The sequence below is a fragment of the Massilia cellulosiltytica genome (assembly GCF_047325105.1).
In the GTDB taxonomy this organism is placed as follows: domain Bacteria; phylum Pseudomonadota; class Gammaproteobacteria; order Burkholderiales; family Burkholderiaceae_D; genus Telluria; species Telluria orientalis.
The window spans coordinates 6,923,148-6,945,126 of record NZ_CP168562.1; the positions used below are offsets into that span (position 1 = coordinate 6,923,148).

The window sequence follows — 21,979 nt, forward strand, 5'->3', positions numbered from 1 at the left end:
TTGGTTGGCGAGCCGCTTTCGTCGTGCTCACCCTACTCTTTGCGAGAACCGTGCCAGCACCTTTTGCGCCCATTCGCGACGTTTTATCCGGTATCCGGTGGGTTCGGTCCAACACTGGGAGTGACGCGGTTTGGCCGGGAACAACACATCGTCTGTACGGTGAATTTGCACACGGCGCACCTGTCAGAGGAAGACATGGACAACCTCGCCGATACCCTTCGCCAGTTCCAGAGCGGCACCCTCGGGCAAGCCGAGATGTTCGCGCGCGTCGACCGCCTGCTGGCCAGTACGCCCGAGAGCGTCTCGAGCCTGCTCAAGACCCTCAACGATGCGCATCGCCGCGCGCCGCTGCCGGCCGAGGTCTATGGCGAAGTCGAGCGCCGCATCGCGCAGGCGATCGAGGCGCGCCAGCGCCAGCGCGAGCGCGTCAGCGACGAAGAAACCTATGTCCAGACGAAACCCCTGCAACCGCCGACGCAGCCCACGGGCATCGCCGGCCCGCCGGGCGCGGCCGTCGAGCGCATGAAAGGCGTCGGCGACACGCTCAACGGCCGCTTCGTGCTCGAGGAATGCGTCGGCTTCGGTGGCATGGGCACCGTCTACAAGGCGCTCGACCTGCGCAAGCTGGAAGCGTCGGACCGCCATCCCTATATTGCGATCAAGGTGCTGAACGTACAGTTCCAGGGGCACCCCAAATCGCTGATCTCCCTGCAGCGGGAAGCGCGCAAGGCGCAGGCGCTGGCCCATCCGAACATCGTGGCCGTGTACGACTTCGACCGCGATGGGGCGATGGTCTACATCACGATGGAATACCTGCAGGGCAAGTCGCTCAGCCAGATGCTGCGCGCGCCCGATTTCCACGTCCTGCCGTTCGACGAGGCGATGAAGATCGTGAGCGGCATGGGCCGGGCGCTCGCCTATGCGCACGAGCGCGGCTTCGTCCACTGCGACTTCAAGCCGGCCAACGTGATCCTGACGGAGCCGGGCGGCGTCAAGGTCATCGACTTCGGCATCGCGCGCGTGTTCCAGAAGGCGGAAGAGGACTCGGACGTGACCGTCTTCGATCCCGGCAGCCTCGGCGCCCTGACGCCCGCCTATGCGAGTCCCGAGATGCTGGAAAACCGCGAGCCCGATCCGCGCGACGACATTTATGCGCTCGGCTGCATCACGTATGAATTGCTGACGGGGCGCCACCCGTTCAACCGGCTGTCTGCCCTCCAGGCGCGCGATGCGGGCCTGCGTCCGCAGCGGCCGCCCGGACTCGGCCACAGGCAATGGCGCGCGCTGCGCAATACGCTCGCGTTGCGGCGCGAGCTCCGCACGCCCACCGTCAACGGTTTTTTGAAGGAGATCGGTGCGCGCGACGCGCGGCGCCGGCAGCCGCTGCTGATCGGGGCCGGAACCGCGCTGGCCGCCGCGGCCGCCGCACTGGTCGTGTTCGTCGCGCTGCGCCTGCTGTTGCCGCGGCATGGCACCGCGCCGGCCACGCAGGGACCGCCCGCGTCCGTCGCCGCCACGCCGCCGCCCGCGCATTCGCCACCCCCTGCGCCTGCGCCGCCGCCGACCCTGGCGGCCGTCTCCACCGTACTGGCCGGCGTGCCGTGCTCGGCGCTCGTGCCCGCCATCGATGGGCGTGTCGTGAGCGTGCAGGGCTATCTCGCGCACAGCGTGGGGCCGGCGCGCCTCAAGACGATGCTGGCGGCACTGCCGGGCGTGACGCGGGTCGAGCTGACCCTGCACGACGTCGACGATGCGAAGTGCCCGTTGATGCGCGTCCTCGGCCGCTACTGGGTCGCGTCGCGCACGGCCGGCGTGTCGCTCCGCCTGAACCCGGGCAGCGGCCGGGGCGGCAACCTGGCGGCAGGCGATACGCTGATGGTCGACGTGGCCACGCCGGACTACCAGTCGTACGTGTCGGTCGATTATTTCGTCCTGGACGGCAATGTCGTCCACCTGCTGCCCAATGCGGCCGCGCGCGAAAACCTGGCGCCGCCGCGGTACACTGCCACCATCGGCAGCCTCGGCAACTGGGTGATCGGTCCGCCGTTCGGCACCGACATGCTCGTGCTGGTGACCACGTCCGTGCCGCTGTTCGAGGGGCTGCGTCCGGATGCGGAACCGGGACCGGCGTATCTGCGCGCCCTGGACGAGCGACTTGCCGCGATCGCCAGGGCACACGGCGCGATCGGCGTCGACTTCTTGCAGATCACGACGCACGCGCGGCGCTAGCCATCAATCGAGCGACCGCGCGACCCGGAACCCGTTCTGCGACTGGCGCACGCTGGCGTCGTATTTGAAACGCGTGGTGGACAGCATGTAGCTGCCGTTTTCGCGCCACGAACCGCCACGGATGACGCGCGCCTGGCAGTTACCCTCGACCCAGGCGCTGCCGTCGGCGGGCGCCCCCTTGTACGTGCTGTGCCAGCAATCCTGCACCCATTCCCACACGCTGCCGTTCATGTCGTTCAGGCCGAACGGATTGGCGGGGAAGCTGCCGACCGGCGGCGGGCGTTCCTCGCTCCAGGGCATGCCGCAGCCTGCGCAACTCGAATTCCCGCCTTTCATCTCTTGCCCCCACCAGTAGCGGGTCGTGGTGCCGCCGCGCGCCGCGTATTCCCACTCGGCCTCGGTCGGCAGGCGGTACGGCTTCCCGCTCACCGTGCCCAGCCATTTGAGGTACAGCTGCGCCTCGTCCCAGCTGACGTCGCGCATCGGCAGGTCCTCGGGCACGTTGCCCAGCGACGGCATCGTCGGACACACGCTGGCCCGGACGCACTGGTTCCACTGCCCCACCGTGACCTCGTACTTGCCGATCGCGAACGGCGTGTGCAGCGCCACCTTGTGCGCGGGGCGTTCGGATGGATCGCTGCTGTTGTTGCCCATCATGAACGGCCGCGGCGACAGCGCGACCATCACCGGGCAGACGTCGCAATCCTTCATCGTGGCGACGGAACCGGCCGGTCCCGCCGCGAGCGCCCGTTCCCGGCCGCCGTCGACGGGTGCCGGCACAGGGCGTATTTTGTGGTCGGGCGGCCGGGTCGGCTGCGCTTGCGGTGGCGGCTTCGGCGCGGTCTTCGTCTGCGGCGGCGTGCCTGCGGGCTTGCTCTCGGCCGGCTTCGCAGGCGCGGGCGCGGGCGCGGGCGCCTGCGGCGGGGCCGCCTTCAGCTGCTGGATGCGCGTGCGCGCCAGGCTGGCGAAGCGCCCCTTCGGATAGGCCTGCAGGTAAGCCTCGTAGTCGCCGACCTGCTTGCTGTCCTTGACGGAATTCCAGAACGCCAGCTCGAACTGCTCGGCGCTGTTCTTGGGCAGGACGCCCGCCATCTGGAACGTCGTGGGCAACCCGTGCGCACGCACGGGCGCGACGGCCGCCAGCGCCATCAGGCTGCACAGGATCAAGAGCCTCATCCACACAGGCCGCCTCCGCAAGTGTCAGGAAACCGCTTAGACCACTGGCCGCCGCGATTGTGCCCGCCGCACGTTTGTGCTGGCACAGGTGCCATGCATCCCGGTTGACGGATGCTGCCGGAACAGCGGCCCGCACGGCGGGCAGGAGAGGACGATGCGCAAAACAATTGTCTTGATACTGAGCGCGGTGGTATTGCAGGCCGTGCCCGTGCTGGCACGCACGCCGTCGCCCGAGAACGCGCAGGTGTATTTCATCTGGCCCAGCGACGGCATGGTCGTCGGTCACGCGTTCTGGGTGCGGATGGGCTTGCGCAACATGGGTATCGCGCCCAAGGGCACGGACATCGCGAAGACGGGCCACCACCACCTGCTGATCGACACCGACCTGCCCGAGAACATGGACCAGGCCGTGCCGAACGACCGCAACCACCTGCATTTCGGCGCCGGCGAAACGGAGGCGAGAATAGAACTGCCGCCGGGTTCGCATACGCTGCAGCTGCTGTTGGCCGACAAGGATCATATTCCGCACGATCCGCCGGTCTACTCGAAAAAGATTACGGTCACGGTCAAGTGAAACAGGAGCCCCCATGCGCATACGACTGGCAGCCCTCCTTTTCGCCACCGCCGTTTCGGTTCTCGCCGCCGGGCCGACGCCGGCGCCGCCCAACGCCTACCTGTACATCGGCTGGCCCAACGACGGTCAGGTGGTGTCATCCGGTAAGCCGATCCGCGTCTGGTTCGGCCTGCGCAACATGGGCGTGGCGCCGAAAGGCGTGAAATTTCCGAATACGGGCCACCACCACCTGCTGATCGACACGGACGCGCCCGGACCCGGCGTGGAGATCCCGAACGACCGCAATCACCTGCACTTCGGCGCCGGAGAAACGGAGACGACGATCGAGCTGCCGCCCGGCAGGCATACGCTGCAGCTCGTCATGGGCGACGACCAGCACGTCACGTTCGACCCTTCGGTCCAGTCCAAAAAAATCACGATTACAGTCAAATGAGCGGTGAAATAATCGCGAACTGTAGCGCGGCGTCATTGTCTTACAGGTCTTATGGCGAGGACGACATGGCGATCGAACCGGCACCGGAACCTTATGCAGCACCGCCCGTGGAAGGCGGCGTCAGCGCGTATCTCGAGCTGCTGGGCGGGCGCGAGGTCCGGCCGCGGCTGTTTCCGTTGCACGACGAGGTCGTGATCGGCCGCGATCGCCAGGACGCGCTCGCATCCGACCAGTTCATCTGCATCCCGCTGCACACGATCAGCCGCCGCCACGCGCGCGTGCGGCGCCGCGGGGATGCCTGGTCGGTCGAGGATCTGCACTCGTCGAACGGCACGTTCGTCAACGGCGCGCGGCTGCAGCCCGGGTCGTGGCACGTGCTGGGCGACGGCGACGAACTGGCGCTCGCCTCTACCCAGCTCGTGTTCCGCTCGCTGGTCGCACCCGGCGCGGCCAGCATGCCGACGGTGATCAGGAAGTCGGTCGACGTCACCCAGTACGTGCCGGCGGCCGGCCCGCGCGATGCGCCCCGCGGCGAGCTCGAGAAATCGGTGCTGAAACTGCATGCGATGGCCCAGGTCAGCATTGCGCTGGGAGCCGTCACCGACCGCGCGACCTTGACGGAAAAGATCATGAATTTCATCTTCGACCTGTTCCCGCTGGCCGAGCGCGCGTTCATCCTGCTGCGCCAGAACGAACGTGACCCGCCCGTACCGGTGGCGGCGCGGCGGCGCAACGGCATGGTCGAGGATCCGAGGCAGGCGCGCCTGTCGCACACGATCGTCGACGAAGTGCTCGGCAGGAAGCGCGCGATCCTGTCCGTCGATACCTTGGCCGACCGCCACTTTGCCGCGCAGGATTCGATCGTCGCCCAGGCGATCCGCAGCGTCATGTGCGCGCCGCTGATCGTGGGCGAGGAAGTGCTGGGGCTGATCCAGGTCGACAGCTCGTCCGACCCGCGCGCGTTCCAGGAGGCCGACCTCGAACTGCTGACGGGCGTGTGCGCGGAAACGGCCGTCGCGCTCAAGAATTTCCAGCTGTATTCCGACATCGAACGCCTGCTCGACGGCTTCGTGCGCGCGTCCGTGCAGGCGATCGAGGAGCGCGATCCCGTCACGGCCGGCCACTCGTTCCGCGTGGCGGGCTATGCCGAGCGCCTCGCCACGGCGCTCGACCGCGCGCAGGATCCGGACGTGCGCCGTATTGCCTTTACGCGCGAGCAGTTGCGCGAGATCCGCTATGCTGCGCTGCTGCACGACTTCGGCAAGGTCGGCGTGCGCGAGCACGTGCTGCGCAAGGAGAAAAAGCTGCACCATGCCGACATGCGCCTGCTGGAACAGCGCTTCCTGTACGCACGCGCCTGCCTGGAGCGCCAGGCCTATCACACGCTCGCGCAGCGCCACATCGACGAGGGCTGGAGCGCGGCGACGTTCCGGGCCGAGAAAGAAACCGCCGATGCGCGCCTGGCCGAGGAAGCGGCGCGGCTCGACGGCTTCCTCGCCACGATCCGCAGCGCCAACGAGCCCGCCATCTCGCGCAGCAGCACCCTGCCCGATTTGCGCGACATCGTCCACTACGGCTGCCACGACCCGGACGGCCATCCGCTCGCGCTGCTGGAAGACCACGAGGTGGCTGCGCTGAGCCTGGCGAAAGGCTGCCTGACGGCGGACGAGCGGCGCCAGATCGAGGAACACGTGGTGGATTCGTATTCGTTCCTCGTCCTGATCCCGTGGACGAGAGACCTGGCCGGCGTGCCCGCGATCGCGCATGGCCACCACGAGAAGCTGGACGGGTCCGGTTATCCGTCGGGCCTGCGCGGGCCGCAGATCAGCATCCAGACGCGCATCCTGACGATCTGCGACATCTACGATGCGCTCACGGCCGGAGACCGGCCGTACAAGAAGGCGGTGCCCGTGGAACAGGCGCTGGACCTGATGCACGAGGAATGCGACGCGGGGCATATCGATGCGCGGCTGTTCCAGGTGTTCGTCGACGCCCGTGCTTGGATGGCGCCATGACCGGCCGTCTCCTTTGCCTGGTTGCCGCCCTGCTGCTCGCCGCCTGCGCCGACGTCGGCATGCGCCCGTACGCGCGGCCGTCCGTACCGGCCAAGACGGCATGGGCGAACTCGGCCAGCCTGCCGCTGTCCAAGACGGAGTTGATCGTGCCGGACTGGTGGCACGAATTCCGCGATCCCTACCTCGACCAGCTCGTCAGCCGCGCGCTCGCCGGCAATGTCGACCTGGCCGTGCTCGCCGCGCGCATCGGCGTGGCCAACGCGCAGATCGGCGAAGCGCGGGCAGGCGCGCTGCCCACGCTCGACGCGGGTGCGGGCGCGAGCTTCCAGAAGGTCACGGGTCAACCGTTCACGAAGCAGTTCAACCTGGCCACGCAGACCAACTGGGACATCGATATCTGGGGCAAGGTCGAAAAGGGCGTGCAGGCGCAGAAGGCCGAGTTTTCCGCCACCGAGGCCGACTGGCGCGCGGGCTATTTAAAGCTCGTGTCGGACGTGTCGACGACGTATTTCCAGATCCTGCAATTCGACGAACAGATCGACCAGCAGCGTCAGACGCTGGCCCGCAACCGCGACATATTGACCACATACCAGGCGATGGAGCAGAACGGCCTCATCCCGCACACGCGTGTGCTGCAGCAATCGGCCGAGGTCAACCGCCTGAGTACCGAGTCGATCGAATTGCAGCGCCTGCGCGCACTGGCCGCCAACGCGCTGGCGACCCTGATCGGGGTGCCGGCCGGCGACTTCCAGATGCCCGCCGGCCGCCTGCAGGAGCGGGTGCGCGTGCCCGAGGTGCCGGGCGGCCTGCCGTCGCAATTATTGAAGCGCCGGCCCGACGTCGTCGCGGCCGAATACCGCGTGCTGGAAGCGTACGACCTGACGGGGCAGGCGAAGCTGGCGCAACTGCCGTCGATCAGCCTGACGGGGCGCGGCGGGACGTCCAGCTTCGCGCTGTCGTCCTTGCTGAAATCGTTCACGTTCGGGCTGTTGCCCAGCATTAATTTCCCGATTCTCGACCCGGGCGTGAAGGCGCGCGTGCGCACGAGCGAGGCGCAGACCAAGGTGGCCGAGCAGGCCTATCGCCAGACCGTCATGGCCGCATTCGAAGACGTGGAAAACGCGCTCGTCAACCTGGAGGCGCACAAGAAGCAGCGGGAAGAATTGCAGCAGCAGGTCGACCAGTTGCGGCTCGTGGCCAGCACGACGGATGCGCAGCGCAAGGAGGGCGTGGCGTCGCAGCTGGAAGTGTTCGAGACCGAGCGCTCCCTGCTGGGGGCCCAGCTGGCGCTGCTCGCCAACCGGCAGCAGATCCTGTCCGACACGGTGACGCTGTACAAGGCGCTGGGCGGCGGCTGGCCGCCCGTGGAGGTGGCCGATGCGGCGCAGCATTGAAAGACGCTCCGATGGCGCCTGACGAAGTCCTGGTGGGCAAGATGCAGGCGCAGCGTGTCGGCATCGTGCTCGAACCGCTGAACCATCCCGAGCTCGGTCCGCTCGCCATCGACGACGGCCTGTTCGCCATCGGCCGCACCGAGCCGCCGTTCGCCGCGTATCCGCCCGAGCTCGTGGCCGATTTGTCGCGCCGCCATGCGCGCGTCTTCGTCGAGGGTGGCGACGCGTATATCGCCGACCTGGGCAGCAAGAACGGCACCACCGTCAACGGCGTGGCCGTGCGGCATGGCATCGTGCGGCTGCACGACGGCGACGAGGTCGGCCTGGCGCGCGTGCTCGCGTACCGGGTGCGGCTGCAGGCGTCGCCGCCGGCAGCGGCGCCGGTGGCGCGGCTCGCCAGTCTCACGCTGGAACCGGAACGCGCCGATCTCGGGCTGGAAGCCATCGTCATCACCAGCTTTCCCTTCCTGATCAGCAAGGTGGACGACACGTTCGCGCGCTACAAGGAGAAGGAACCGCACCAGGTCGGCTATCTGTCGCGCCGCCACGCGCACATCTTCCTCAAGGCGGGCGTGCCGTACGTGGAAGACCTGGGCAGCACGAACGGCACGTTCATCGGCGCAGTGCGGCTCGACGAGCACGCCCATGCGCTGGAGGACGGCGACGTGCTCGCGTTCGGCGGTCATCACTTCGTCTACCGCGTGCGCCTGCAATGGGAACAGGCCGGGCCCGAGCCGACCGTCACGCGGGTGTCGTTGCCGCCGGCGGCCTCCCCCGCGGCGATGGATGCGGACCACACGACGTTCGTCGCGTCGGCCGGCTCCTTCCTCGACATCTTTTGCGCCGACGAGCAGCCCGGCGCGCAGGAAGACGAGGTGAACCCTGCCGCCGTGGAGCCGGCGCACAGCAAGAGCGACATGCGGCGCGGCAAGGCCGCCCTGATGACGGCCGCCCTGCTGGACGCAATGGGCGCCGCCGGCGACACCGACCCCGCGCGCCTGCGCCGCTGGCTGGCCATGGCGGGAGCGCTGGTGGTGGCGCTCATCCTGCTGTTCCAGCTGGCCGGCGCGCCGGAGCGCGCGTTGCAGGGCCTCGTCGACAGCGGCGATTTCGCGACCGCGGCCCGCCTCGCCGACGACCGTCTCGCGCGCGACCCGGACAATGCGGACATGAAGGCGCTGGGCACGGAAGCCCTGCTGAAAGCGGAACTGCCGCAGTGGATGGCGGACCTGAAGGCGCGCCGCTTCGATCGCACCGTGCAGGCCGAGGCGCGCATGCGGCGCCTGGGCACCCACAACGCGGATGCCAGGGTGCTCGTGGCGGAAATCGCCTGGGTCGGCGACGTGGAACGGTTCGTCCATGCGCGCGGCGGCGCGGCGGCCCCCGTGCGTGACGCGGCCGACGGCGCGCGCCTGAGCCGGATGGTGCGCCAGTGGCAGGACGAGCAGCCGGCGCACCAGCGCGCGTTCGCGACGATCTCGACGTACGTCCCGGCATTCCGCGACACGTATGCGCAGGCGGCGAGCGACCTGCGCAAGCTGGCCCTGACAGGAGGCGGCGATGGCAACGAGTGACAAACCGGTGCGCCCGCTGATCGGCGCGCTGGAAGACCACAGCGACGAGGGCATCGGCATCCTGACGGCCACGCCGGCGCGCTTCACGCACCTGGCCATCTACGTGATGGTGGCGCTGGTGCTGGCCGGCCTGGCGTGGTCGTTCTTCGGCCGCGCGGACGTGCTCGTGATGGCGCCGGGCACGCTGGTGCCGGCATCCGAGGTGCGCCGGCTGTATGCGCCCATCGACGGCGAACTGGCCAACATCTATATCGCCGAGGGGCAGCCCGTGCTCAAGGGCGACGTGGTGGCGCGGCTGTACGCGCGGGGCGCCATCGAGGCGGCGCGCAATGCGCTGGAGGCGCGCCTGAAACTGGAAGACGCGGAGCGCGAATGGAAGGAATTCCCGCAAAAGAAAGCCTTGTTGGACGAGCGGGTGGCCGCGCTCAAGGAAGCGATGGACACGGAGGAACGCCAGCACGAGCGCCGCCAGGCCGAGGGCACGAGCCGCCTCGCCGCCGGCCAGCGCGCGCAGGCGCAGGAAGCGCGCACGAACCTCGACGACGCGCGCCGGGCACGGGATGCGGCGCGCGATGAGGCGGCCAAGTACGAGCGCCTGTTCGCGTTGCCGGGCGGCGGCGGGGTCTCGCAACTGCAGGTGGAGGGCAAGAAGAATGCGCTGCAGGCAGCCGAGAACGCGGTGCGCGTGGCGGAATCGCGCGCGAGCGAGCTCGCCGCGCGCCAGAGCCTGGAGACGACCGAGGCCCGCTCGCAACTGGAGACGAGCGGCCAGCAGCTCGCGAGCCTGCGCCTGCAGTACGAAGCGGCGACGCGCGAAGCGACCAACGTCGAGGAAAAGCTGCGCCTGCAGGTGCAGACGGCGCGGCTGGTGGCGGATGCGGCATCGCGCATCCAGTTCGAGAACATCGACAAAGACAATTTCCTGCGCATCCTTGCGCCCGTGGACGGCGTGATCACAGAGGTGACGTCCACGCAGCCCGGCGACAAGATCCAGGCGAACACCCCGCTGGGCGGCATCGTGCCGAAGAACACGCGGCCGCTGCTGAAGATCGAGATCCCCGAACAGGACCGCGCCTTCCTCCGCGAAGGCTTGCCGGTGCAGGTGAAATTCAATGCCTTTCCCTACCAGCGCTACGGCATCATCGACGGCACCTTGCAGACCATCGCGCCCGCGACCCGGGCCTCGCCGCAGACGCGGCTGCCCGTGTACGAAGGCCGCGTCGCCCTCGAGCGCGATCACTACACCGTGGGCGACACGTCGTACCCGCTGCGCTACGGCATGACGGCGAGTGCGGAAATCGTCGTGCGCAAGCGCCGCCTGATCGACCTGGCCTTCGACCCGTTCCGTCAGCTTGGCGGGTGATCGCTACTGCGGCAAGCCGTTGTAGCCTTCGGACGCCGCCTTGAGCTGCAGGAAGACGACGTCCGCCGGCACGGTTTCTCCCGCCCGGAGCTTGGTGCGTGGGTCGTCCATCACAGGCGTCAGCACGAGCTTGCCTTCGACCCGGTCGGCGACGAACCAGGATTTCATCGCCGCCACGTGCACGACGAAATCGCCCTCGCCGTGACGATAGCGGCTGACGAGCCGTGCGACGGCCGCGTTGCCCAGTTCGGACGCCCGCCAGCCTTCGCGCGACCCGGTGACGAAGATCGCCGTGGCCACCCGGTCGCCGACCTTGACGGGGTACAGGCTGCGGCGGATGTCGACGAGCAGCGTTTCCGGATCGGTGTTCTCGGTAAAGGCACGCAGGGCGTCGAGCTGGACCCGGTAGACCTGCAGCGGCGCGCCGAGCGTGGCCTGGCGTACCTCGGCCTCCGACTCGAAACCGAGCGACGCATAGTTGCCGGCATTGACGACCTGCCGGAGCGTGGCCAGGCCATGTTGCGCGGCGGTGTCCTGGCTGTGGTTGGGGCGGGGTTGGCTCGTCTGGCAGCCGGCGAGGAAGAGGACGACCGCAACGACCAACGCGAAAGGAAGTTTGCGCATGTCAGTCACCTTTGTACGTGATGTTGTAATAGTCGTTCCAGTGGGTGTGGTCACCCGCGCGGCTGACGTAATCGGCATACGTCATGATGGTTTCCGTGCCGCCGGCCAGCGTATCCAGATCCGTATAAGGCTCGGGATCGTTGACATCCACGTATTGCACGCCATTCACGGTGAAATAACCTTTTACGACCATCATGTGGCCACCGCCGCCGGGCCAGTGCCAGCTGAATGCGATGGGTTTCTTTTTGCAGTAAATCTGCGATTTGACCTGGCTGAAGGTGAGTGCCGTATCGGAGGTCTGGTCGGCCGTAAAACCGTATTTCTCGTATTCCGGCCAGCCGCCGTTATTGCAGCTTCCGGAATTATTTTCGCAGCACGTCGTGAGGCCGAAACGGTGATTCGCTTCCACGCATTGGGCGACGTCATGGCCCAGGAAACGCATGGTCATCTGCCCGCTGGCCGCCCAGCACCAGTTCGACGCCTGCTGCGGCAATGTCGGGACGTCGATCGTGGACACCAACGGTGGATGACAACAGGCGGATAAAGTTCCCAATAAAAAAATTCCGCCAAGAATATGTGCGCTTTTCATTACGGCGACCCTCCAGCGAGTTCAATCGTTTATTTCGGGAATCACCCACATATGGATAAACCCTCCCGATAAAGGTATATGCAGATCGGTTGCGAACCCAACCTGATTCCCGTGATTGGTTGAGGCCGCTCATTGATGAATAACGCCATCTTTTAATGCGGTATCATTGCGCCATGCGCCGCCTGATCCTCATCCTGCTGCTGGTCGTCTATCCATTCCAGGTCGCCCTGGCCGTGGCGGACAAGTGCTGCGCGATGACGCCGGCCGGCGTGAGCCACCACAGCGTCGCCGCGCCGGGCGTAGACGGGCCCGTGTTCGTGGCCGACGACGACGGCGCCTCCCTGGCCGACCCGCACTGCGCGGCCTGCACGTTCGGACACACGGCCTGCCTGCCCGCGTCGTTCGTCGTGATACCGGCCGAGCGCCGGCACGCTTCAAGCATCGCCTTCTTCCCGCCCTACCTCAAAGCGCCGCCCGCGAGCCGTCCCGAACGGCCGCAATGGCCTGCCGCCGCCTGACCCGCGCGCGGCGTTGATCCCTCACACATCCCCGCGCGCCTGAATCGACCATCGGGAGCCTCGAAAAACCGTCGCGAGCGGCAGCAATGTCGTTCGAGAAGCACAGCTGTACGCTAGTACAGCGAGCATCGCAGGACGATAGGGCAACGCGCAGCAGGTTTTTCGACGCTCCCATTTTCAGGAGCACGCATGAACACATTCAGACAAAGACTGGCGGTGCTCGTCCTCGCATCCGCATTGGCATGGCGCTGCGGCGCCGAGCCCCTGCGCGTCGCGGCGGACACCGCCCCCATCGACTTATCCACAGCGATCCGGCTCGCCCTCGACCAGCCCGCCGCGCGCGCGGCCGCGCATGAGGTGGCGGCGAGCGAAGCCCTCGTCGGCCAGGCCGGCCGCCTGCCGAATCCCGAGCTGTCCTGGCTGCGCGAAGGCCAGCAGGCGGGCACGCGCACGACCACCGTGCAGATCAACCAGCCGATCGAGCTCGGCGGCAAACGCCGGGCCCGCGTCGCGCTCGCCCAGGGCGCGGCCGACGTGGCGCGCGGCGACCGGCTGGCGCAGCGGCTGGCCATCCGGGGCGAGGTCATCGCCGCTTACCACGACGTCCTGATCGCCGGACACCGGCTCGCGCTTGCCCAGGCCTTGACGGACCTCGCGCGCCGGACCGTCGACGTGGCCGGCAAGCGCGTGGCGGCCGGAAAAATCTCGCCGATCGACGAGACGCGGGCCCGCCTCGCCGCGGTCGACGCATCGACCGCGCTGACCCAGGCGACGGCCGCGCTGGCCATCGCCCGCACAAGGCTGGCCGCGCTGGTCGGCCGTCCTGCGGACACCCTCGCGCTGGAAGACGACAGCGACCGGTTGCCGGACGCCGCCCCCATCGCGACCTTGCTGGCCCGCGAGTCCACCGCGGTCCGACGCGCCCGCGGCCAGCTCGCGGCGCGGCAGGCGCAGGCGGATGTCGAGCGGGCGGCGCGCGTGCCGGACGTCACCCTGTCCGTGGGCACGCAAAAGGATGACCAGGCGGGCCGGCGCCAGGCCGTCGTCGGCCTGTCCGTGCCGCTGCCCCTGTTCAACCGCAACGAGGACGCCCTGCGTGCGGCCTTGCGCCGTACCGATGCAGCGAACGACGAACTGGCTGCAGCCCGGGTCGAGACGGCGGCCGCGCTGACGGCCGCCCACACGCGCTACGCAACGGCGAAACAGGAAGCCCGGCTGCTGCGCGACGACGTCGTGCCCGGCGCGAAGACCGCGTACGAGCAGACGCTGAAAGGATACGAGTACGGGAAGTTTTCCTTCCTGGACGTGCTCGACGCGCAGCGCACATGGTTCCAGGTGCAGACGCGCCAATGGGACAGCCTGGAAACCGCCTGGCGCGCCTGGGCCGACATCGAACGCCTCGCCGGCACCGATCAAGATTGAAGAGAACACCATGACGAAGAAACAGACCCTGGCGATCGCGCTGATGTGCGCGTTCGCCCTCCTCCTTGCCGGCCTGATGCTCTTTACGCGCCAGGATGCGGTCCCCACCAAAGATGCGCACGGTCACGACGACCGCGGCGCGGAAACCGGCGCAGCGGAAGACGCGGGCGCACGCGGCATCGCGATGACGGAGGCGCAGATCAAGGCCAACGGCATCGCCCTCGACACGGCCGCTCCGGCCACCTTGCGGCAACGGCTGCACCTGCCCGCGCAAGTCAAAACCGACGCGGAACGCACCGTCGCGCTGGCCGCCCCCGCGCCGGGCATCGTGCAGGCCGTGCTCGTGACGCCGGGTGCCCTGGTACGCAAGGGCCAGGCGCTGGTGACGATCCAGAGCCCGGCCGTCGCGCAGTGGCGTGCCGAGGCCGCCAGCGCGCGCCAGCGCCTGCAGCTTGCCCGCACGACGTATCAGCGCGAAAAGACGCTGTGGGACGAGCGTATCTCGGCCCGCCAGGATCTGGAAGCCGCGGCGACGGCGATGCAGGAAGCGGAGATCGCCGCGCAGGCCGCCACGCAGCGCCTGGCCGCCCTCGGCATCGAGGCGGGCGGCGGCGTGTCCAGCAGCGTGACGATGCGCGCGCCGCTGAACGGCGTCGTTGTCGACAGGCCCGCCGTCGCGGGCCAGGCGGTCGACGAGACGAAGCCGTTGCTGACCATCGCCGACCTGTCGCACGTGTGGATCGAAGCGGCCGTGCCCGCCGACAGCCTGGGCCAGGTCGGCGCGGGCATGGCGGCCAAGATCAGCGTCGGCACGCAGCCGGGCGAGATCGACGGCACCGTCGCCTTCGTCGGCCCTGTCCTCGGCGAGACGACGCGCATGGCGACGGCACGCATCGTCCTGCCGAACCGCGACGCGCGCCTGCGGCCGGGCATGCTAGCCAGCGTCGACTTGATGGGGCCGCAGGCGCAGGTGCCGGTCACGGTCTCCGGCGACGCCATCCAGACGATCCACGAGCACAGCGTCGTGTTCGTCCGCACGAAGGCCGGATTCGCGCTGCGCGACGTCGTGCCCGGGCGCTCGGACGGCAAGCGGATCGAGATCGTGCGCGGGCTGGCGGCGGGAGACGTCGTCGCGGCGGGCGGCAGCTTCCTGCTGAAGGCGGACCTCGGCAAGAGCGAAGCCGAACACGACGACTGACGAGGCGACCATGTTCCAACAACTTATCGCATTCGCCATCGCGCGCCGCTGGCTGGTCGTGCTCGCCGTCCTCGCCCTCGCCGGACTGGGCGTGGTTAACTACCAGCGCCTGCCGATCGACGCGGTGCCCGACATCACCAACGTGCAGGTGCAGATCAACACCGCGGCGCAGGGATACTCTCCGCTGGAAGTCGAGCAGCGCATCACCTTCCCCATCGAGTCGGCGATGAGCGGTCTGCCCCGGCTCGAACAGACGCGGTCGCTGTCGCGCTACGGCCTGTCGCAGGTCACCGTCGTCTTCAAGGAAGGCACCGACATCTATTTCGCCCGCCAGCTCGTGAGCGAGCGGCTGCAACAGGCGAAAAGCCGGTTGCCGGACCAGGCCGATCCCGCGCTGGGTCCGATCGCGACGGGCCTCGGCGAGATCTTTTACTGGACGGTCGAAGCGCGCCCGGACGCGCTGAAGCCGGACGGCACGCCCTACTCGCCGGCCGACCTGCGCGAGATCCAGGACTGGATCGTGGCGCCGCAGCTGCGCGGCGTCGCGGGCGTGACGGAAGTGAACACGATCGGCGGCTATTTGAAGGAATACCAGGTCGCGCCGGACATGGCGAAGCTGACCGGGCACGGGCTGTCGCTGGCGACCTTGGTAAATGCCATCGACCGCAACAACGTCAACGCAGGTGCCGGCTACATCGAGCGCGGTGGCGAACAATTCGTCGTGCGCACGCCGGGACAAGTGAAAACGCTGGAGGAGATTCGCAACATCGTGCTGGACGTCGTCGACGGCGCACCCGTGCGCGTGCGCGACGTGGCCGACGTCGAACCGGGCCGCGAGCTGCGCACCGGCGCCGCCACGGAGAACGGTCGCGAGGTGGTGCTGGGCGCCGTCTTCATGCTGGTCGGCCAGAACAGCCGCGCCGTCGCGGACAGCGCGCGCCGCAAGCTGGACGAGGTCAACCGCTCGCTGCCGCCGGGCGTACAGGCCTTGCCCGTGTATGACCGCTCCGTGCTGGTGAACAAGGCGATCGGCACGGTCCGCAACAACCTCGTCGAAGGCGCGCTGCTCGTCATCGCGATCCTGTTCGCTTTTCTCGGCAATCTGCGCGCGGCGCTCGTCACGGCGCTCGTCATCCCGCTCACGATGCTGCTCGTGTTCACGGGCATGGTGCAGGCGGGCGTCAGCGCCAACCTGATGAGCCTAGGCGCGCTCGACTTCGGCATCATCATCGACGGCGCCGTCGTCATCGTCGAGAACTGCATACGAAGGCTAGGGATCGCCCAGGCCGAGGTCGGGCGGCCATTGACTGGCGCGGAACGCCGCACGGAGGTGGCGCTTGCGGCGGCGGAAGCGAGGCGGCCGCTGTTGTTCGGCCAGGTGATCATCATGACGGTCTACCTGCCGCTGCTCGCGCTGTCCGGCATCGAAGGCAAGATGTTCCACCCGATGGCGCTCACGGTCGTGATGGCGCTCGTCGGCGCGATGATCCTGTCGGTGACGTTCGTGCCGGCTGCCGTCGCACTGTTCGTCAGCGGCAACGTGGCCGAACACGACAACCGCCTGATGCACAAGGCGCGCGACTGGTACCGGCCGCTGCTGGACTGGACCCTGCGCAACCGCCCGGTCGCCCTGACGTTCGCCGTGCTCTCCGTGCTGTTGACGGGCCTGCTGGCGACGCGCCTCGGCACCGAATTCGCGCCGAACCTGAACGAGGGCGACCTGGCCGTGATGACCTTGCGGATTCCCGGCACGAGCCTGCAGCAATCGGTGGCGATGCAGCAGAAGCTGGAGACCGCCCTGCTGCGCGAATTTCCCGAGATCGAACGCGTGTTCGCGCGCATCGGCACGGCCGAGGTGGCGACGGACCCCATGCCGCCGAACGCGGCCGACAGCTATTTGATCCTGCGTCCGGAAAGCCAGTGGCCGACGCCGCGACGAACGCATGCCGGGCTCGTGGCCGCGATCGCGGAAGCGGCCAACCGCATCCCCGGCAACAACTACGAGTTCTCGCAACCGATCCAGTTGCGCTTCAACGAGCTGATCTCGGGCGTGCGCAGCGACGTGGCCGTGAAAGTCTTCGGCGACGACACGGCGACCATGCTCGCGACGGCCCAGCGCATCGCGCAGGTGCTCGATCGGCTGCCGGGCGCCGTCGAAGTCAAGATCGAGCAGACGGAAGGTTTACCGGCGCTGACCCTGGCCGTCGACCGCATCAAGGCCGCGCGCTACGGCCTGAACGTGGCGGACGTGCAGGAAGCGTTCGGCACGCTGGTCGGCGGCCGCGACGTGGGCACCGTGTTCGAAGGCGACCGCCGCTTCGCGATCACGGTGCGCCTGCCGGAAGGGGCGCGCAACGATGTCGACACGCTGCGGCGCCTGCCGATCTCGCTGCCTGCACGCGATGGGCGGGCCGCCAGCATTCCGCTGTCCGAGATCGCCACCTTGGACTTCGTGCCGGAAGCGAACCAGATCAGCCGCGAGAACGGCAAGCGCCGCATCGTCGTGACGGCCAACGTGCGCGGGCGCGATCTCGGGTCGTTCGTCGCCGCGCTGCAAGCCGATTTGAACAAGTTGAACGTGCCGGCGGGCGTGTGGCTGAGTCTCGGCGGGCAATTCGAGAACCTGCAGGCCGCGGGCCAGCGCCTGGCGCTCGTCGTGCCGGCCGCGCTGGCGCTCGTGTTCGCGCTGCTGTACCTGGTGTTCGGCAGCGTCAAGGATGGCCTGCTCGTGTTCAGCGGCATCCCGTTCGCCATGACCGGCGGCGTGCTGGCGCTGTGGCTGCGCGGATTGCCGCTGTCGATTTCGGCGGCGGTCGGCTTCATCGCGCTGTCCGGCGTGGCCGTGCTGAACGGGCTCGTGATGCTGACGTTCGTGCGTTCGCTGCGCGATCAGGGACACACGGCGTCGGAGGCCATGCGCGAAGGCGCGCAGGTACGTTTGCGCGCAGTGCTGATGACGGCGCTCGTCGCCTCGCTGGGCTTTTTGCCGATGGCGCTGGCGACGAGCACGGGCGCGGAGGTGCAGCGGCCGCTGGCGACGGTCGTCATCGGCGGCATCCTGTCGTCGACGGCGCTGACCCTGTTGATCCTGCCCGCCTTGTACACGTGGGCGCACGGAAGTTCACGCGATCCGGCGAATCGTTGAGCGTCACGATGCGGCCGTCCGGTACGCCATCCGGATCGGCCGCACCTGTGGCAGACTTTGTCATCGCTGACTGACACAGACATGGACACGCACATGGACATCGGACGGATCGAAGCCCTGGCCCTGCGCCCCAGCCTGGCCGCGCCACCCGTGCGCGTGGATGGCGTGAGGGCCATCGCATTCCAGGGACTGGACGGCGACGTGCACGCCGACCCGCTGTCGCCGCGCCAGCTGCTGCTGGCCGGCACGGACGCGTACGACGCGTTCGCGCTGCCGCCGCACACGCTGCGCGAGAACCTGCTCGTGGACGTCGACACGTCGCGGCTCGTCTCCGGTACCGTGCTGCAGGTCGGCGACAGCGCCCTGCTGCGGCTGATGTTCCAGTGCGAAGCGTGCGGGCACCTGGATGCGCTCCACCTGGGCCTGTCGACGCGCATCGGCACACGGCGCGGCATGCTGGCACGCGTGCTGCGCGGCGGCGAGATCCGGCCGGGCGACCGGATCCGCGTGGCGGGCGCGCCGCTTCCGGCCTGGTCGGACGACTGGCGCGAGCGCATCGTCCACGTGCTCGATACACTGCCGCCCGCCAGCGTGATCACGTATAAGCGGCTGGCCCAGCTGGCCGGCATCGCGTCGAGTTATTGCCGCGCCTTCCCGGGCATGATCGCCCGGCTGGGGCCGCGCTACGCGGGCAAGGCGGTGCCCTCGCAATCGGATATCGACCTGCCGCGCTGGGATGGGCGCGGGTTGTTCGATCCCGCGCCGGTGGAACGGTTGTTTTCCGCCGAGGTCGTGCCGTAGGCTTGCCCGTCAGGCCAGCTGTTCGATCGGCTGCAGGGCGTAGCGGACGTCGTCGCGATCATCCGCCTGTGGTCCGGTGACGAGATAGGCATCCCAACCCAGTCTCCCGCTCGGCGCGGGGCCGAGGACGGTGCTGCGGACCTCTTCTCCGCGCAGGATCAGTTCGACCTCGTATTCGAGCGTGACGCCGGCCAGCAGGCCCAGCAGGCTTTTGAGGGCGCGCGCCGCGAGGCCGCCCGGCAGGAACGACGAGAAACCCGCGTGGTCCAGCGGACCCACCACGACGCGCAGGCGCAGGTCGCGCTGCCATACGCGGTCGCCGGCCATCGCGCTCGTCCCCAGCACGGCGGTGGAGTGGCCGAGGACGGTCTGCTGGGCGGACGGCACGTCGTACCAGGCCCCGACGAATTGCTCGATGCGTACCGGGTGGTCGAAATACTCGGACAGCACGCGCCCCATCTGCACGGCCGAGGGCGGGCGCTGGCGGATCGACGCGGCGAAATAGCCGATCGATTCGTCCAGCAGCGCGCCGTCCCTGTGGTGCGTCAGGCGCCGGCGCAGCGCATCGTGGCCGAGCCCTGCCAGCGCCAGCAGCAGTGGCAGGAAGGTGTCCTGGCCGTCGAGCTGGTATTTGAAGTGCAGACGGTATTTGCGCCAGGCTGCGTAGAACAGGGCCAGCGAGCGGTTCGAGAACGTGTCCAGCAGGGCGCGTGGACCTTCGTCGGACTGGCGCTGCTGGTGGTCGGCGATGCGCTCCGTGTAATGGGCCGGCAGCACGCCGGTGGCGCTCAACAGGCCCATGAAGGAGGGGGTGACGCGGATGTAGCTGAGTCTTGCTTCCTGCAATGCCTTGCCGAGCGCGTGCGCACCGCGGTCGAGGTCGCGCGGCTCGGGCTGGATGGCTTCCAGCTGGCTGGCCGGAAATCCCAGCGACGTCGAGTTCTGGAAGCGCACGTAATGCGCGATGGCGTCGTGCTGGGGGCCGCCGTGCCGCTTGAGCCAGAGCTCGAGCATGCGCACGGCCTGGAAGTACTCGAAACGATAGGGTTCCCTGAACAGGCGCTCGATTACAGCAGGCTCAAATCGCCGCTTCTCGGTAGGCATTTCAATAATTCCTCTCCGGTTTTATTGGACACCACCACCAGTTGCGTGAAGCTGTTGGCGTGCACGTACAGGGCGAGAAACCGTTCGATGATGTGGGCGAACGCATAGATGCCGCTGCCGACGAAGGCTTCCTCGTCGATGAGGATGCGCACCTCCACGCCGCGCACGAGGCAGGTGAACGGATTGCCCGCCATCCAGGCGCTGGCGGTACGTTGTTCGATGCCGGCAATGCCGCCGATCTGGCGCTGCGACGATGGCGAACGGGGCAGGTCGTACAGGGCGAGCATCTCGCGGAAGGCATCGACGCCGCCGTTTGCCAGTGACAAATGGTTCAGCGTCAGGTGCGAGATCAGGCGCCAATGGGCGCTGCGGGCGCTCTCGAAGCGGTAGGTGATGGTGGGCTTGCGCAGGAAGTTGATCGTCTTCATGCTCGAGCCGCCTTCGAGGAACAAATCGCCGCCGAGCTGGCCATAGGAGAGTGAGGCCGGCAGGTCGCGGTTGCTACAGATGAGTTGGATGTTCAGCGTTTGCGTCTCGACGGCGGCCGGATCGAAGTCGATGTCGACGATGGCGATCTGCGTCTCGTAGCCGGGGCTGCGCTCGGCCAGCGTCTCGTCGCGCCGCAGCACCCAGTAATGTCCGTTCTGCTCGGGCGTCTGGGCGTGCTTGAGCGAGTAAAACGGGTGGAATTCGACGACGGTTTCGCCCTGCGGCGTCTGGCGCACGAGGTTGACGGATTCGATGGATTGCACTTCGTAGGCGAAGGCGCGGCGCGCGTCGGCCAGCACGGGGTAGCTGGCGCTCGCGTGGGTCAGGCGGATCGGCTCGCCGCGCTGCGGGAACAGGTTGATGACGGGCGTGCAGCCGAGCAGCAGGTTATTGGTCGACAGCGTGCCGAGCATGCGCGCCGTGTTCGAATCCGCGCGCAGGCCCGCCAGCGCCAGGTGCAGCGTCACCGTCGTCGCGCCGGCCGCCAGCGCGGTCGGCAGCGCGGCCATGAGTGCGGCCAGGTCGATGTCGAAGAAGTTGAACTTGTCGGGGAAGCAGAAGTACTCCGTCAGCAGGCGGTAAGCGGTATGCGAACGCGCGGGAAAATCGATCAGGGCTTCGTCGTCGGCGAAGCCGGCGGGCTCGATCGGGATCGCGTCCAGGGGAAACCAGCGGCCATTGCGATCCGCCTCGACGTACGCGCCCGCGGCCCGCATGAACAACGTGTCGCGCAACGCCGCGCAGAACGACGGTTCGCCATCGATGAACACGCGCAGGCGCGGCAGGGCCAGCCGGCCGAGGCGCAACTGGTCGGCCGTGGCGGTGAGCGTCAGGCTCAGGCCGGAGCCCGCGCCTTCCGGCAGGCGCACGGCTTCCGGATGGTCGATGATGGCGGAGAACGCGGCCCTGGTGAGCGCAAGCGGCGCGACGGTGACGGGATAGACGGTGCGGAACGTGCAGGCCGCGCCGCGCACGGGTCGCGTAGTCAGCGCGGTGCCGCGCGGGAGGACGCTGATGCCCGTCTGCTGGTTGGCGGTCCCCCCGAAATCCATGTGGGCGATCGAACAGGAGGGAAACGGGCGCAGGTAATGGGGGTACAGGACGTCGAACAGCGCTTCCGTGAATTCGGGATAGTCGTCGTCGAGCCGCTTCGCGATACGCGCGTTCAGCAGCGCGAACGATTCGATCATGCGTTCGGTGTGCGGGTCTTCGCACACTTCGCCGCTGATGAGCAGGCGGCCCGCGATCTTCGGATAGCGCTCGGCGAATTCGCGCAGGTGACGGCGCAAGTAGCCGAGCTCGCGCTCGTAATACGGTAGCAATTGTTCCAA

At 68.2% G+C, this 21,979-nt stretch carries 17 protein-coding genes; 12 read left to right on the forward strand and 5 right to left on the reverse strand.

Annotated elements, in window-relative coordinates; translation table 11 throughout:
• Nucleotides 1-195 precede the first annotated feature (195 nt).
• Nucleotides 196-2,229 carry a protein kinase domain-containing protein gene (locus ACEN9H_RS30455; RefSeq protein ID WP_413673152.1) on the forward strand — a complete coding sequence of 678 codons (2,034 nt, stop codon included), beginning with the start codon at nt 196-198 and terminating at the stop codon, nt 2,227-2,229.
• Between the two features lie 3 nt (nt 2,230-2,232).
• Here ACEN9H_RS30455 and ACEN9H_RS30460 read toward each other — a convergent pair whose 3' ends face one another.
• On the reverse strand, nt 2,233-3,405 hold the full coding sequence (locus tag ACEN9H_RS30460; RefSeq protein WP_413673153.1) for a formylglycine-generating enzyme family protein: 1,173 nt from the start codon (nt 3,403-3,405) through the stop codon (nt 2,233-2,235).
• Nucleotides 3,406-3,559: 154 nt separating this feature from the next.
• On the opposite strand from ACEN9H_RS30460, the gene ACEN9H_RS30465 reads away from it, so the two are divergent.
• The 6 genes from ACEN9H_RS30465 (at nt 3,560) to ACEN9H_RS30490 (ending at nt 10,758) form a co-directional block, all read left to right on the forward strand.
• The gene (locus tag ACEN9H_RS30465; RefSeq protein ID WP_160407117.1) at nt 3,560-3,979 is read left to right on the forward strand and encodes a DUF4399 domain-containing protein; all 420 of its coding nucleotides are present in this window, start codon (nt 3,560-3,562) and stop codon (nt 3,977-3,979) included.
• 13 nt (nt 3,980-3,992) lie between these two features.
• Nucleotides 3,993-4,412 carry a DUF4399 domain-containing protein gene (locus ACEN9H_RS30470; protein ID WP_413673154.1) on the forward strand — a complete coding sequence of 140 codons (420 nt, stop codon included), beginning with the start codon at nt 3,993-3,995 and terminating at the stop codon, nt 4,410-4,412.
• Between the two features lie 65 nt (nt 4,413-4,477).
• Nucleotides 4,478-6,427 carry an HD domain-containing phosphohydrolase gene (locus ACEN9H_RS30475; RefSeq protein WP_413673155.1) on the forward strand — a complete coding sequence of 650 codons (1,950 nt, stop codon included), beginning with the start codon at nt 4,478-4,480 and terminating at the stop codon, nt 6,425-6,427.
• The gene (locus ACEN9H_RS30480; protein ID WP_413673156.1) at nt 6,424-7,821 is read left to right on the forward strand and encodes an efflux transporter outer membrane subunit; all 1,398 of its coding nucleotides are present in this window, start codon (nt 6,424-6,426) and stop codon (nt 7,819-7,821) included. The genes ACEN9H_RS30475 and ACEN9H_RS30480 overlap by 4 nt, the downstream gene beginning before the upstream one ends.
• A gap of 11 nt (nt 7,822-7,832) precedes the next feature.
• Complete coding sequence (locus ACEN9H_RS30485; protein WP_413673157.1) at nt 7,833-9,395, forward strand: FHA domain-containing protein; 1,563 nt, start codon at nt 7,833-7,835, stop codon at nt 9,393-9,395.
• Nucleotides 9,382-10,758, forward strand: coding sequence for an HlyD family efflux transporter periplasmic adaptor subunit (locus tag ACEN9H_RS30490; protein WP_413673158.1), 1,377 nt, complete (start codon nt 9,382-9,384; stop codon nt 10,756-10,758). The genes ACEN9H_RS30485 and ACEN9H_RS30490 overlap by 14 nt, the downstream gene beginning before the upstream one ends.
• A 3-nt stretch (nt 10,759-10,761) precedes the next feature.
• On the opposite strand, the gene ACEN9H_RS30495 is transcribed toward ACEN9H_RS30490, so the two are convergent.
• Entirely contained in the window at nt 10,762-11,382 is a 621-nt protein-coding gene (locus ACEN9H_RS30495; protein WP_413673159.1) for a hypothetical protein, read from the reverse strand.
• A 1-nt stretch (nt 11,383) separates the two neighbouring features.
• Entirely contained in the window at nt 11,384-11,971 is a 588-nt protein-coding gene (locus ACEN9H_RS30500) for a papain-like cysteine protease family protein (protein WP_413673160.1), read from the reverse strand.
• A 173-nt stretch (nt 11,972-12,144) separates the two neighbouring features.
• Here ACEN9H_RS30500 and ACEN9H_RS30505 point away from each other — a divergent pair, with 173 nt between their 5' ends.
• The 5 genes from ACEN9H_RS30505 to ACEN9H_RS30525 all read left to right on the forward strand — a co-directional run bounded on the left by ACEN9H_RS30505 (nt 12,145) and on the right by ACEN9H_RS30525 (nt 19,055).
• Entirely contained in the window at nt 12,145-12,489 is a 345-nt protein-coding gene (locus tag ACEN9H_RS30505) for a hypothetical protein (RefSeq protein WP_413673161.1), read from the forward strand.
• Nucleotides 12,490-12,678: 189 nt separating this feature from the next.
• Nucleotides 12,679-13,911 (forward strand): TolC family protein, encoded by a 1,233-nt coding sequence (locus ACEN9H_RS30510; RefSeq protein ID WP_413673162.1) that lies wholly within the window; start codon nt 12,679-12,681, stop codon nt 13,909-13,911.
• A 10-nt stretch (nt 13,912-13,921) separates the two neighbouring features.
• Nucleotides 13,922-15,109: an efflux RND transporter periplasmic adaptor subunit gene (locus ACEN9H_RS30515; protein WP_413673163.1), complete on the forward strand. Its 1,188-nt coding sequence runs from the start codon at nt 13,922-13,924 to the stop codon at nt 15,107-15,109.
• A gap of 10 nt (nt 15,110-15,119) precedes the next feature.
• Nucleotides 15,120-18,254, forward strand: coding sequence for an efflux RND transporter permease subunit (locus ACEN9H_RS30520; protein ID WP_413673164.1), 3,135 nt, complete (start codon nt 15,120-15,122; stop codon nt 18,252-18,254).
• A gap of 93 nt (nt 18,255-18,347) precedes the next feature.
• On the forward strand, nt 18,348-19,055 hold the full coding sequence (locus ACEN9H_RS30525) for an MOSC domain-containing protein (protein ID WP_413673165.1): 708 nt from the start codon (nt 18,348-18,350) through the stop codon (nt 19,053-19,055).
• Between the two features lie 9 nt (nt 19,056-19,064).
• On the opposite strand, the gene tssG is transcribed toward ACEN9H_RS30525, so the two are convergent.
• Both tssG and tssF read right to left on the reverse strand, forming a co-directional pair.
• The gene (gene tssG, locus ACEN9H_RS30530) at nt 19,065-20,159 is read right to left on the reverse strand and encodes a type VI secretion system baseplate subunit TssG (protein ID WP_413673166.1); all 1,095 of its coding nucleotides are present in this window, start codon (nt 20,157-20,159) and stop codon (nt 19,065-19,067) included.
• Complete coding sequence (gene tssF / locus ACEN9H_RS30535) at nt 20,123-21,979, reverse strand: type VI secretion system baseplate subunit TssF (protein WP_413673167.1); 1,857 nt, start codon at nt 21,977-21,979, stop codon at nt 20,123-20,125. The genes tssG and tssF overlap by 37 nt, the downstream gene beginning before the upstream one ends.